Below are 13,996 nucleotides of genomic sequence, written 5' to 3' on the forward strand. Positions count from 1 at the left end.
GTGTTGCCAGGCGCTTCGATGCGGCCCAGCCGACGCTTCGGTATTACATGGGGGGCGGCCACACAATCAGAAAATTAAAGCCTGGCTTCCAGCACTAAATTAGTAGGCGTAGTTGCGGCGCGTCTGACTTGGCTAAAACCAGCCGCATTCAGCACTTCCGTGAGCTGTTTTTGCCCCGCTTGTGCACCCAAGCCCAAGCCGACTTCCTGCGATTTAGATGCGGGTACGCAGACCATGGTAGAGAATGAGTAGTAAATTTGTCCCAACGGATGCAGGTTCTCTTCCAGGCTATCGCCGGCGAATGGTTCGACAAGCATAAAAGTCCCGCCTTCGGCCAGAGTACCGGCAACATGTGTCGCCGCTCCGATCGGATCACCCATGTCGTGCAAGGCGTCGAAGATCGTCACCAGATCGTAGTTTTTGCCTGGATATTCTTTTGCCGTCACTACCTCGAAAATGGTGTTGCTGGCGACGCCGGCGGCGCGCGCGCTTTCGCGGGCATGTTCGATCGACGGTTCGTGAAAATCGAAGCCGTGGAACGTCGAATTCGGGAAAGCTTTGGCCATCAGGATGGTCGACGAGCCATGTCCACAGCCGACATCGGCGACGCGGGCGCCGGCTTCGAGTTTTTCTCGCACGCCGTTCAGCGCCGGCAGCCAGTGGTCGATTAAGTTCATCGCATACATCGGCCGGAAAAAGCGCTCGGTGCCGCAGAACAGACAAGGGCTGTGGTCGCGCCAAGGCAATCCTTTACCGGAACGGAAAACCTCGGTCAACTTTGGCTCGTCGATATACACCGACATCACCGCCTGAAAAAATCCCTGCATGCAGGCTGGATGGCCTTCGGCTGCAAAAATGACTGATTGTTCCGGCGACAGCGAAAACTTTCCGGACGTGGCATCGTAATTGACGTAGCCTGCGGCGGCATTGGCGGAAAGCCATTCACGCAGATAGCGTTCGTCCATGCCGGTATTGTTGGCCAGTTCCTGGCTGCTAGCCGGACTAATTTCCAGTAGCGCGCTGTACAAATCGAGCTTGTCGCCAATATACGCCATCAACAGCCCCATGGAACCGGCGACGTCATTCATCACTTTGCCTTGGAGTTGTTCCAACTTGCCGGTATCGACTTCATTCAAATGCAATGTCATGTATTGTCCTGCGGATGTGTAGTGTCAGGCACCTCAATTCACTGAATCCGAGATGCGTCCAGAATGCTGAAGTGTCTTCTTTTCGCAGAACTTAGCGCCTATTTAATACTGCTGACTGTCGCCTTGTTTTTGGCCATCAGGTTTGGCGGCGGGCCAATAGGATCGAAATTTTTCAGCAACGGGACATCGTCCTTGTTGATCCATAGCACGTCCATGTTGTATGAACCTTGAGGCCCCCAGCCACCAAAAAACTTCTTGCCGTCCGGTGTGAATGACCAGCACATGTCTTCACCGGAGGTATTGATGGTGTCGCCGAGGTTCAATGGCTCTTGCCATTCACCCTTGGTGTTTTGGTGAGAAATCCATTCATCATGGCCGCCACGCGAGCCCATGTCGGTGCGTGTGCTGGTGATGATCAGGCTTTTGCCGTCCTTCGACAACCCTGTCCAATGCAAATGGTCGCGGTACGGTGAGTTGATTCTTGATCCCAGGCTTTGCGGTTTTTGCCATTTACCGTTTTTCTTTTCGACTTTCCAAATATCGCTGTCTTGGGTCACGCCCGGTTGCTGATAACTGAAATAGATCAGACTATCCGAGGCGATGATTGGGCAATGTTCTTCACCTGTCGGAGTGTTTAAGTGAGGTAACTCGGGTACATCATTCCAACTTTTGGCTTGTTGCCATACCCCGTTGATTTTTTGTACCACATACAGATCGCCAGTTGAAAAATTACCGGGTTGATAGCGGGTAAAATAAATCGCGTTGCCGTCGTCGGACAGACTGGGTTCCAGTTCCCACGCTTCAGTATTTATGTTCGGGCCGACTTTGGGGTCGATGTCCGGCCCCAAATGAATCGGCGTTTGCCAAACACCATTGACGTTGTGCGCCATCCAGATGTCAAAGCTGTAAGGATTGCCTTTTGACTCGATGCTGCCAGGACGCGTGGAAACGAACAACACCGTTTTGCCGTCGGCACTGTAGGTCATTTCGAATTCAGCTGCGTCCGAGTTGATCGGTGCACCTATGCTTTTGGCCAAAGAAGGCGCTTGGGCGTTTGCGCCGGATGGCATATCCATGCCGGGCATAGCATACGATGCACTCTGTCCTAACAGCAGCGCGAACCCAACGAAACGAAGATTGAGCTTCAATGATTTTGTTTTCATAACGTGTGTCTCATAGGTTTTCTGGATCGATCAAAAGTGAATGTTGTTGTTTGCTGAGATCAAACCTTGGGCTTTTCTGTTTCGAAAAGAATTGCTTGCATCGGATAGCGCGTCGGACTGGAACCGAACTCCTTTTTGAAGGCATCCGACAGTTCTTTTACGATTTCCTCGGGATCGACATCGCCTCGATCTCTGATTTCAAAGATCACTGGCGTGTACACTAAAGCCCGGGCAAAGGCCGTTACATCAAGAATATCGTAGACGTGACGCTGTACAGAGATGACAATCGGATCAAAGCCAATTTGAATCAACTGTTCCTTGAGCGGATCGATTTGATGACAGGAAACCGGATCGAATAAAAACTGAGGAGTATCCGACGGAAAATATTGTTTGAGCACTTCAAAGCTCAAGCTCGCAAAGGGGTTGTAGCGTTCGGAGTCCCACACTCGGAATAGGTATCGACCGCCCGGCTTCAAGGTCCGGTAAACCTCACGAAACCCTTTGTCCCGGTCGAAAAACATGATGCCAAATTGGCAAATTACAGCATCAAAGGCCTCGTCATTAAACGGTAATGCCGTGGCGTCGGCGTTTTGAAACACTACTTGTTCGCCGGGCTGAAACTTTTGCCGCGCTACATCCATCATCGAGTCGCTAATGTCGATGGCGGTCAAGCGAGCTTCTTTCTTCAACAAGGTGCGCAAGTGACGCGTGACGATGCCAGTGCCGGCCGCGATTTCCAGCACGTCGGTCGGCGTTTGTTCGGCGATGCGTCTTGCGGTATCAGCGCCGTAATGCTCGAACAGTACAGGGCCAAGATCGTGGTCATACGGTATGACAACCTCATCAACGTAACCAGACATAGTCATTTTCCTTTGCAATCAATAACGGGAATTTTTAAAAAGATAACCAGTAGCACTGCGGCCCTTCACCTTCGATTTATTGCAGAGAGGATCTCCGCCTAACAGAGCCCGATATTCGCATTATCTTCAATCACATACAGGAATCTGACCAGCGTCCCTCGCTCGGCATGATCCTTGAACCAACCATTCTCGGCCATACGGGCTTCGCACAGGAAGGCGTTGCCTTCTGCCGCAAAATCAGATTGAAGTTTGCGGGAGAATTCGTAATTTTTGATCCAGTGATTGCGAATATTCGGAGTGAAGTCGTGCTGAACATAGCGGTATGACAATGTCTGTAGAGCCTGATCCACACGCGTATGACCGGCCAACAGAATCGTATCGGAATCATGCTCTTCTTTGGCCTGAAACGCTGCGATAATCATACGACCGCCAGGCCGCAGCCGGGCGTTGAGTTTGGCCAGCGTCCTGTTGTAATCGCCCATGAAGTAGATCGAATCAATGGCCAGGATGACATCGTAATCGCAGCCAGGCAATTCGTCATGAATCAAGTCCACGGACTGGAAATTCAATGCGGCGGCTTTATCCCGGGTTCTTTCCTGTGCCTGGGCAATGGCGGCATCGGCATAATCAAGACCCAAGATGTTGCAGCCCGACTTTTCGTGCAGATATTCTGTAATGTGGCCGTTGGAACACCCGATTTCCAGCACCTTCTCGCCGGGCTTAAGCAATGAGGCCAGAAAGTCCATCTCGTCGGTGTCCATCATGCCATGCTGGCACAAGTTGATGCCATAAACAGCCTCGCAAAAACGTGAGTGGGTCGGACTTTCTGCGGCACGCCGGAAGTACTCGTTGTACCAGGCCTTGGAAAACATTTCCGCCTGTCCCATGTCGGCCGTATGGCTCATTAGTTCGTTCATGCTTTGTTCCATAGTCATATTCCTTAGATTAAATCGAAGAGACCAATTAGTTAACTGCCTACACCCAGAATAGACAGATAAATTGTACGGAAAATAACTCAAATCCGAAACGTATTACCAATCTCTAATCTAGCATAATGAATATGCATATTTGCATGCCAAGATAAATTGGTACTCGTCAGTCATGGTCAAGCGAATATTTTGCTTAAGCGGAAATTTCGTTAGGTAAAACAACACACTGCCGAAAACTGGAAACGCAGCAAATCTCCCATTACGACCGTTAAGCTCACTCGCGGCATACGCAAGCTAAAGGCCTCGCTGTTATGAATTAATCCGGCAAGCGGTTCAGTACAACGTATGAAACATTGCACTTTTACTTTGGCCGCTTACCGATTTTGAAAGGATTGGACTAACAAATATAGCGCTCGGTGTTAGACTCTTCTCGATAGTCATTACATGCAATCGGTTGGCATTATGCGAATGATCTGGGCCGTGTCGAACTCTTAGGGGGTATAAGGTTTACCATCCCATTCCTTGTTCTTGAAAGGATTTTTCATAATTTCGCCGTGTGTTGGAAACAATAAATCGGCTTTTCGAAGCAACGCTTTGCGATACTTGTCTAAACTGGCCTGATCTTCCCCCACGGGATCGACGACAGGTGTCAAATTGTTATGCCACCACATATGGGTAATGAGCATGACACCTTCATCTGTATCCACTAAAAGACTGCTATCTTCTTCGGTATGGCCCGGCGTCCTGACGACGGTTACGCCGGGAATAATCTCGAAATTATCGGGATGGTCCGACCATATCTCATCTTTATAGATCGACCAAAAGTCGACCACTGGTGCATTAGGGAATGCACCTAGATGCATAGTATGGTCGGGGTGGTGGTGATCAATCCACACATAATCCACATCTTCCGGGGAGATGCCCATGTCGGCTAATTTGTCCATGATTTTTGGCCATTCGCCTTTCCGTACTTCACCTGGATCGCCGATTAACACCTTCCCGCCACTTTCAATTAAAAAAACCGAGGTGGACAGTGATCGAACGCCGTCATGGGTTGACCATGGCAAGAAGGTTTTACCCTCAATGGGTTGAACATGTCCCTTATACAAAAGGGTGACTTTGGCTTTCCCTGATGTCAGGTTGGTATGCACGGACCGACTGGTTTCTGCGCAGGCAGAAATGAGTAATGCCGCCATCAACAGCACCGGACGCAAATGTTTAAGTTTCACTTGACTCTCCTCTGAAAGACACATTTTTCAGTGTCAATTTGATTATTTAAGCGAACGCCATCTAGTTATTAGAACCGGTTAAATCAGCGCTTTAACCAGTGATCGGTCACAGCATTTTTTCCCGGAGAATTTTTCTGTCTGCAACCTTTCAAATGCATTGTAAGGCAGCACGAGACAGATTAAAATGCATGGAATTAGTCAAAATTAACATACTGGATTTGCAAATATGCATGATACAAATTGGGACGATCTGCGTTATTTCATTGAGGTTGTACGCTCGGGCAACGTCACTGAGGCCGGGAACCGACTTGGCGTCAATCAATCAACTGTCAGCCGACGCATTGCTGCGCTTGAGAATGCCCTAGGAAAGCCGCTGTTCGATCGCACGGCAAAAGGCTGGGTCATTACCCCGGTAGGCGAAAAAATCGTTACGCAAGTCGAAGAAATGGCGATACAAGCCAATGCCATCCATCGAAAAATCGAGATTGACACTGAGGAAGTCTCAGGGATGATCCGAATAAACGTGTCCGATGTTTGCTCCAAGCGTTTTGTGATGCCGGTCATCCGCGATTTCAAACGCGATTATCCGGAAGTCGATGTCGAGTTGATCACGGCTGACCATGTGGTGAATCTGGCTAATCGCGAAGCAGACATCGCAATCCAGGCGGTAAACGAACCGCCGCCTAACGTGGTCGGCAAACATATTTGCAAAATGGCATTTCAGGTATACGGACATGCGGATTTGGTAAAAAACCTATCGGATATGCCTCCTTGCATCACTTGGCTAGGGGATGGTGTCACTCTACCGTTTTGGATTAAAAAGAATTTCCCCAAGCTCAAACGGGCTTATCGGACGAATTCCGGGGTCGCCATGTTCAACATGTGTAAAGAGGGCTTGGGCTTAGCCTTGCTGCCCTGTTCCTTGGGCGATGAGGCTGCCGAACTGGAACGCATCCCTGTCGAATATCTCGAGCCAGGGCAAGACGTTTGGGTGCTTAGCCATGTCGATTTACGCACGACGGCAAGAGTCCGCATCTTTCGGGATCGAATGGTCGAGTTTTTGAATAACGAAATCGAATTACTGGAAGGGCGAAAGCCTAAACGAGCAGTTGCTTAGCCCGGTTTTGCGTTATCTCACAGGATCTTATGGATAGCGTCAGGAGAATAGCGCGGACCTCCAACGATCCGCGCTAAAACAAGCGTTGTTCAAAAATTTGGCATCATTGTGTTTGAACTGGCAACTGTTGTTCTGCAAGCCGCAGTCCTTGCTGGCCATACAAGCGCTTGGGCGATTTTTGTAATGACGACCGATAAGCTTCTGCGGCGGCTTCCGGCCTGTGCAGTTCGAGAAATAAATCGCCCAGCATTTCACGGGCAGGTAGGATGGGACCCGGCGTGACGTTATCTTTCTCGGTAATGTCTTCCAGATCAGCTGCGTTATGCAGCAATGCTTCTGCCTCTTGTTCCCGATGGTCAGCCAAAGCGATCCAGGCCGCCACGGCCAGCCGTTGAATTTCGATTTGGTCCGCCGCGTAGGCATTATTCTCGGCTGTTGCCGCGTCTCTGAGGACTCCCAATCGGACTTCACTGATTTGTGCCTGTTGCAGATCGCCGCTTCTGGCAGCGCCCAAACCGCGGGCAAATTGCGTAATGGCTTCACACCAGCCAAACTGATCCCACGGAAAATCACTTGGCTGTAAGGAAAGCTTTGCGGCTTCTTTCCATGCGTGGCGCTCAATGAAATAACGAGCCGGTATTGCGGCTAAAGCGTAAGCCGACGTCGAATTTTCTGGATGGGTCTTTTTAATCTTGTCAGCCTCCTTCCATAACGTTTCGGCTTTGCTGTTTTGGCCGTCTTGCAAGTAGGCATACATTAAGTAATCCATGAAATGGAGTTCTTGATCCCAAACCTTGCCGGGAAAGTTGAGCTTTGCATAGTCTTTGGCAGCGAGATAGGCGGCCAAATTCGACGCGGCCGCGTCTTCCCATAATCCTAAACGAATGAAAATATGCGATGGCATATGCAGCGCGTGCGGTACGGCGGGAGCTATGTGAGCATAGGCTCGGGCTGCGGCCAAACCCTGCGAAGCCAAGTCGGGATTGTCACTAGCATGAATGATGTAATGGGCCACACCGGGATGATCGGGAATCTGATCCAATACCTTTTGCAATAGGGTCAAAGCATTTTTGGATTGTGCATAGGTCTTGTCATGAGGATCGGTGGTGGAAATCAAGGCTAACGCATAGAAGACATTGGCTTCAGGATCGTCGGGAAACTGCGCTTGCACCTTTGCCATCGCCTGTGTGTAAGCCAATTTACGGCGGCCATAGTCAGCTTCTTCCAAGCGGTATAGTTGGGCGGCTGCCTCCAAGTACAAGCGTTCGCGGTCGGTTTTCACGTGTAACCCTTGTGCTCGCGTTAAAGCGTCACGACCTTCCTGTAATTCTGCCACTGTGGGTGGTGTTGCCCATAACTGGTGATAAAGGCTCATTGCAATACCCCACTGTGCCATCACACAATCAGGTTCAACTTCCGAGATATGAGCAAAGGTTTTTTTGGCTTCGTCGTACCAAAAGGAATGCAGCATAGCCACCGCGCGGTTGAACTCTAATTGAACTGCCGGTGAACAAGAAACGGCAAAATTCGCCGTGCCAAGTTGTTCTTGCCCGATGCCAGCAACGTGGTCCCCATCGGCCGAAAGCGGCGCAGAAGCAAGTAGTGCTAGCAAAAATATTAGTTTTTTCATCGTTTTCCTCCATATGCTTGTTCTTGTCTCCGAGTCGTTCGAACAAAACGCGCCCACACTGGCTTTTTGAAGTTTTTCCTATCTGAGACCTTTCGAATGCATTGTAGGGCACACTTGGGGTAATTAAAATGCACATAAAATATGCATAATCACATGTTTATCATGCATATTTGCATTGAATGAATAAAAACTTGAGTTAGAACCATTGGACGGCCCTCAAAAAAGAGGGCCGGGATTCACGTAAAATTAGCGTAAAGCTACTTTACGTTATTGATCTATATAATGAATCGTGTAAATCGCGATATCTCTTAAAGACTTATGAGTTCTTTACTTAAACCGTTGGTCTTGATAAGAGTGCTGAACCGTATGTTGTTGTCTACCTTCTCATTTTGTTAGCTAAAAGCGGTAGAGTGGTAGTATGCGTTCAGTGTATGACTTGAAAAACGCTGCCCTTAAGACATAGCCAATCCCGGCACGCCGTTAAACTAAGAGTTGGTTATCAAGTAGGTTGATCAAAGTGAAACGTTGTATGAATTGGAATGAAACTCGTAATAATGAACGGACTCTGCGTAATCTTTGATTTGGATGGTACGCTAGTAGATAGCGAGGCCCTTTGCAACCAAGCGTTCCTTGACTTACTTCCTCAGTTGAATGAGACCGTCAACGTTTTGATGTTGCGCTATCGCGGTAAAAAATTGGCCGCAATTCTTACCGATATCGAGATTCGCCTCGGCAGGAAGTTGCCGGAAACTTTTGAACAACATTATCGCCAGCGTGTTTCCGAACTGTTCCGTTGCGAGTTAAAGCCGATGCCTGGTGTCATCGAAATGTTGGAAGCTTTACACGTGCCCAAGTGCATCGCCTCGAGTGGGCCAATGCCAAAAATCCGGCAATCACTGGAAATTAGTGGTCTCGCACCTTATTTTGGCGACAACCTTTTCAGTTCGTACGAAGTGGGCTCCTGGAAACCGGAGCCGGGTTTATTCCAATATGCCGCCAAGTCGATGGGTTTTATGCCTGATCAATGCGTGGTGATTGAAGATAGCGAAGTTGGGGTTGAGGCAGCTGCGGCAGCAGGTATGCGAGCATTTCGATATTTGCATAAGGGAGAATATGCTTCGTATGGAGGAGAAAGTATCGAGTTATTTGACGATATGTTGCTGCTACCGAAATTACTCGCCGATTTTGCACAATGAACAACTAATAATGATGCGGGACGTTCAACTCCTGCAATGCAAACCTTATTCGGCGAAAGATCGCGTTGTTGACTTTGTAGCGAAGCTCGGTGTTGGTTAGAGCCATTCTTTATCCCCGTGGACCAGACGTTGATCTGAATGACCGGGAACGGGCTGGCCTCCCTGCAGCGATGAAGGCGAAACTGTTTGCAGAATCAGCAAAAAACGCCCTATATTTTAAATATGGACGCTATTTACCCTAATTCAAAGGCCTGGCCAATTTTTCAATCTAGGCCTCATGAGAAGCTAATTTGGGGCAAACAAAGCATTAGGGAAATTTGTACGTTAGCTTTATTTTGTGGCCACTAAGCAGTCTGTCCGAACATCAAAATTAACGATAAAAAGGATGAATCGAGTCGAACAATATTTGAACGCAGCCGAACGAACCAATACCCGGCGCAGTTATGATTCGGCAATCCGTCATTTCGAAATCGAATGGGGCGGGTTACTTCCTTCCACTGTCGATAATGTTGCTCAGTACCTTGCTGAGCATGCAGAATCGCTTTCACTGAACACACTAAAGCATCGCTTGGCTGCTTTATCACGCTGGCACCAAGATCATGGATTTCCGGACCCAACCAAGGACCCCAAGATTCGATTGGTTCTCAAAGGTATTAGGACCCTGCATCCTGCACAAGAAAAACGGGCCAAACCATTGGAAGTGGAGATACTTCAATCTATTTGTCATTGGTTAGAAGAAGCAACGGCGTGCGCTCTGAAGCGCGGTGATAATGCGACTGTGCTAAAGCATACTCGGGATCGGGCTTTGGTGTTACTTGGGTTTTGGCGAGGATTTCGATCGGATGAGCTGATTAATCTACGTGTTGAATGCATTGAAATCAAACCTGAAGAGGGTATGACCTGTTTTCTTCCGCGTAGCAAGGGCGATCGACAACTGGAAGGCAGAGAATATTCCTGTCCGGCGCTGTCCAGGTTATGCCCGATTGAAGCCGTCCAAGCCTGGCTTGCGTTTTCTACGCTAACAGAAGGTCCATTATTTCGTAAAATTAATCGTTGGGGTCATCTATCTGATTCCGGGCTTGCGGCTGGCAGTATTGTCCCCATACTACGTCAGCTGTTCCTTCGAGCTGGCGTTGCTAATTCAGAGGTATTTAGCAGCCATTCGCTGCGACGTGGCTTTGCCAATTGGGCAAGATTGAGCGGCTGGGATATTCGCGAATTAATGAATTACGTGGGTTGGCGTGACGTAAAAACGGCAATGCGCTATTTGGACGGGGCTGATGAAGATCTCAAAGCCCGATTTGAGCGCGGATTAGAGAAGGTATTGCCACTTTCCATAAAAGCTTCGCAGAAAATAGTCCCTAAATTACCAGCTATTCCAGAAATACCTGTATGCATTATTGAAGTCTCCATTCAATTGGTACCGTTCAATAATAAGAAAGAAAATGGTAAGTCGCGAGCACTACGAAACATTACACAAAGCTGCCTTACCCGCTTTCAAGCGCAGCAGATAGACCGCGAGGGATGCTTTTATCGTATTTCGGTGCCAACACCCACCGAGGATGTGCTGGATGATTGTCTATATACCTTACTGGATGAACTTCATCAACTCGCCGACGCAGGTCAATGCTTCCTAGAGGCCTATTGCCGTGATCCGGTCAGTGGCAAACAATGGGAATAATTGACCATGACCCAGATACATGAAACGGCCTATCCTCGGCTGAAAGCCGATCCGACTACTCAAGAGATTCAGGATGTATATACCTTGACATCGGCCGAGATTGAATTCATTGACCAAATAGCCAAGCGCCCAACGGCACGTACCGCTGCCTTTCTATACCTGAAGCTTTTTCAACGCCTCGGGTATTTCGTTCAAATTAAGGATGTACCACCAGTAATCCGTCAATATATCCTCTTTCAAACTGGATATCCAAGACCGCCAAAATTTGAGGAGTTAACTCGTTTCGATAGATCTACCAAGCGAATTCCGGTGATCGCCGCCTTGCGACGCTATTTGGATGTCCGTCCACTGGATAATCAAGGCCGCGCTTGGTTAGAGCATATTTCAGAGACTGCCGCTGACACCAGACATGTGGTCGTCGATATTATCAACGTGATGTTGGAGGAGCTAGTTCATCATCGTTATGAATTACCCGCTTTTTCCACGCTGGATCGTTTAGCAATCCAAGCTCGTGAAAAAATCCATGAGATACATTTTGCAAGTATTACTAACCAGTTGGATCCAAAGGTCAAAACGCTGATCGATACTTTATTCAAAGTAAATACCGGTGAAATCGGCAGTGCCTGGAACTTATTGAAACGCGAACCGAAAAAACCGACCAACAAGGAGACCCGCTCATTTCTTCAGCATATACGGCGACTACAAGTGTTAGTCGAACAATTGCCAAAGCCAGATATACCAGTACCCAAACTGAAACAGTATCGTTACGTTGCCCGATCGTTGGACGCCAGTGAGATGGCCGAGCTGAAGCCACACAAGCGTTATGCCTTGGCAGTCATTTACATTCGTTCGCAATTTGCAAAAACACTTGATGATGCGACAGATATGCTGATCCGTATGCTTCAGAAACTGGATAATCAAGCCCGTACCAAGCTCGCGGTATATCAACAAGAGCAACTGAACCAGACTGATCGCCTTGTCAGTCAGCTAAAAGAAATTTTGCTGGCTTACCGGATTGATGGAGATGATCGTCAACGTGTCGAAGCAATCGGTTCGTCCTTGATTGCTGATGTTGATGATCTAGTAGCGATCTGCGATGAACACTTAGCTTATGCAGGCCGTAATCATTTGCCTTTTTTGCTTCAGCCATACAAGGCACTGCGTGCTCAATTACTCAATTGTATTGAAATTATTAATCCGCAAAGCTCTAGCGAAGACGATACCCTGATTAGGATGATAAAGCTCTTACAGAGCTTGCGTAATAATCGTCATGAAATTATTCAATTGCCTTTGGATGGATATGATGAAAATGATTTTCGCTGGTTATCCACAGCCTGGAAAAAATTGGTCTTTTGTGAGCGCAGCAATGGAAATATAGTCGCCATTAATCGTCGCTATTTAGAGCTAGCAGTCCTATATGCTATTCGCGAGGAGCTGAAATCGGGAGATTTATTCATCCAGCACGGCGAACGCTATGATGATTATCGCGAGCAACTAGTCGATGACGAAACGCTAAAAAAGGAATTGGTGGAATATGGAATAGTGACGGGAATTGAAATCGAGCCAACAACTTTTTCTCAAAAGTTGAAATTAGCAATGCACGAAATTGCCGAGACAGTTGACGCGGAATTCCCGAAAAATACCTATGCAGAAATTGTTGATGGCCGGTTACTGTTGAAAAAACCACCCTCGATCGAACAGCCATCTGGCCTTCGTCAAATCGATCAGTTGATTACCGAGCATATGGAAAACATTAGTATCGTGGATGTACTGATTGATACCGAGCGCTGGTTGCAGTTGAATAAACTCTTCAGACCATTGATTGGCACCGAAAGCCGCATTGATGAGCTGAGACCCCGAGTGATCAGCACTTTATTCTGTTACGGTTGTAATTTAGGCCCTACACAAACGGCAAGATCGATTCGAGGAATAAGTCGTAAACAAGTGGCATGGTTAAATATCAAATATGTCACTGAAGATGTCCTGGAACAAGCCATCGTCAAAGTCATCAATGCATATAATCAATTTGAATTACCAAATTACTGGGGTTCTGGAAAACACGTATCCGCGGATGGCACAAAATGGAATCTCTACGAGCAAAACCTGATTTCTGAGTTTCACATTCGGTACGGGGGGTACGGTGGCATCGGTTACTACCACGTTTCAGATAAATTTATTGCACTATTCAGTCACTTCATATCTTGCGGTACCTATGAAGGCACCCACATATTGGATGGACTGATGACCAACACCTCCGATATTAGACCGGACACTGTACATGGGGATACCCAAGCTCAAAGTTACACGGTCTTTGCACTATCACACCTTCTTGGAATTAAATTAATGCCTCGCATTCGTGGCATCAAAGATTTGGTATTCCACAAACCTGACAGCGGCAATAAATATCAGCACATTGATCGTTTGTTTACAGGGGATATCGATTGGCAGATGATCGAAACACATTTGCCAGACATGCTACGTGTAACCGTGTCGATCAAGTTAGGAAAAATATCAGCTTCGGCCATTTTGCGGCGGTTGGGAACCTATAGTCGCAAAAACAAACTGTATTTTGCCTTCAAAGAGTTGGGAAAAGTCATCCGAACGATGTTTCTGCTTAAATACGTTGGAGATATCGAATTACGTCAACTTATTCAATCAGAAACCAATAAGTCAGAACAATTCAACGGTTTTGCAAAAAAATTGTTCTTTGGCAGTGAAGGGGAAATCGCTGAGAATCTTCGTCATGAACAACAAAAGATCGTCAAATATAACCATCTCGTTGCTAACCTGGTTATTCTACATAATGTAGTTGGAATGAGTCGAGTGTTGAAAAAATTACAGTCTGATGGAGTGTTGATTAATCAGGAGATTCTGTCCAGTCTGGCGCCATATCGATTAGATCACATCAATCGTTATGGTGACTACATCCTCGATTTCCGCCGCAAAGTAGAATTATTAAACAAGGATTTTCGAATTCTTGATTTTGAATCATATACTTAAGTATATTTTTTGAGCTTTTTACATGAATCCCGGCCGACCCTCT

The 13,996-nt window shown here is 47.5% G+C and carries 10 protein-coding genes; 4 read left to right on the forward strand and 6 right to left on the reverse strand.

From position 1 onward, the window contains the following. Nucleotides 1-74: 74 nt before the first annotated feature. The 5 genes from A1355_RS11710 to A1355_RS11730 form a co-directional block, all read right to left on the reverse strand. The gene (locus A1355_RS11710) at nt 75-1,148 is read right to left on the reverse strand and encodes a class I SAM-dependent methyltransferase (RefSeq protein WP_082885506.1); all 1,074 of its coding nucleotides are present in this window, start codon (nt 1,146-1,148) and stop codon (nt 75-77) included. A 98-nt stretch (nt 1,149-1,246) separates the two neighbouring features. Further along, nucleotides 1,247-2,311: a PD40 domain-containing protein gene (locus A1355_RS11715; RefSeq protein WP_064028242.1), complete on the reverse strand. Its 1,065-nt coding sequence runs from the start codon at nt 2,309-2,311 to the stop codon at nt 1,247-1,249. Between the two features lie 59 nt (nt 2,312-2,370). Continuing rightward, nucleotides 2,371-3,189, reverse strand: a complete 819-nt coding sequence (locus tag A1355_RS11720) for a class I SAM-dependent methyltransferase (protein ID WP_231883644.1) — start codon at nt 3,187-3,189, stop codon at nt 2,371-2,373. A gap of 80 nt (nt 3,190-3,269) precedes the next feature. Beyond that, nucleotides 3,270-4,100 (reverse strand): class I SAM-dependent methyltransferase, encoded by an 831-nt coding sequence (locus A1355_RS11725; RefSeq protein ID WP_231883645.1) that lies wholly within the window; start codon nt 4,098-4,100, stop codon nt 3,270-3,272. 491 nt (nt 4,101-4,591) lie between these two features. Next, on the reverse strand, nt 4,592-5,329 hold the full coding sequence (locus A1355_RS11730) for an MBL fold metallo-hydrolase (RefSeq protein ID WP_197471791.1): 738 nt from the start codon (nt 5,327-5,329) through the stop codon (nt 4,592-4,594). A gap of 226 nt (nt 5,330-5,555) precedes the next feature. Between A1355_RS11730 and A1355_RS11735 the strand changes: the two genes are divergently transcribed. Continuing rightward, on the forward strand, nt 5,556-6,446 hold the full coding sequence (locus A1355_RS11735; protein ID WP_064028249.1) for a LysR family transcriptional regulator: 891 nt from the start codon (nt 5,556-5,558) through the stop codon (nt 6,444-6,446). A gap of 103 nt (nt 6,447-6,549) precedes the next feature. On the opposite strand, the gene A1355_RS11740 is transcribed toward A1355_RS11735, so the two are convergent. Beyond that, nucleotides 6,550-8,076, reverse strand: coding sequence for a hypothetical protein (locus tag A1355_RS11740; RefSeq protein WP_064028251.1), 1,527 nt, complete (start codon nt 8,074-8,076; stop codon nt 6,550-6,552). 539 nt (nt 8,077-8,615) lie between these two features. Between A1355_RS11740 and A1355_RS11745 the strand changes: the two genes are divergently transcribed. The 3 genes from A1355_RS11745 (at nt 8,616) to A1355_RS11755 (ending at nt 13,953) form a co-directional block, all read left to right on the forward strand. Then, on the forward strand, nt 8,616-9,272 hold the full coding sequence (locus tag A1355_RS11745) for an HAD-IA family hydrolase (protein ID WP_231883646.1): 657 nt from the start codon (nt 8,616-8,618) through the stop codon (nt 9,270-9,272). Between the two features lie 385 nt (nt 9,273-9,657). After that, nucleotides 9,658-10,953 carry a site-specific integrase gene (locus tag A1355_RS11750; RefSeq protein WP_064028254.1) on the forward strand — a complete coding sequence of 432 codons (1,296 nt, stop codon included), beginning with the start codon at nt 9,658-9,660 and terminating at the stop codon, nt 10,951-10,953. A 6-nt stretch (nt 10,954-10,959) separates the two neighbouring features. Then, the gene (locus A1355_RS11755; RefSeq protein WP_064028276.1) at nt 10,960-13,953 is read left to right on the forward strand and encodes a Tn3 family transposase; all 2,994 of its coding nucleotides are present in this window, start codon (nt 10,960-10,962) and stop codon (nt 13,951-13,953) included. The last annotated feature ends 43 nt before the right edge of the window (nt 13,954-13,996 follow it).

It is taken from the genome of Methylomonas koyamae (genome assembly GCF_001644025.1).
Taxonomy (GTDB): Bacteria; Pseudomonadota; Gammaproteobacteria; order Methylococcales; family Methylomonadaceae; genus Methylomonas; species Methylomonas koyamae_A.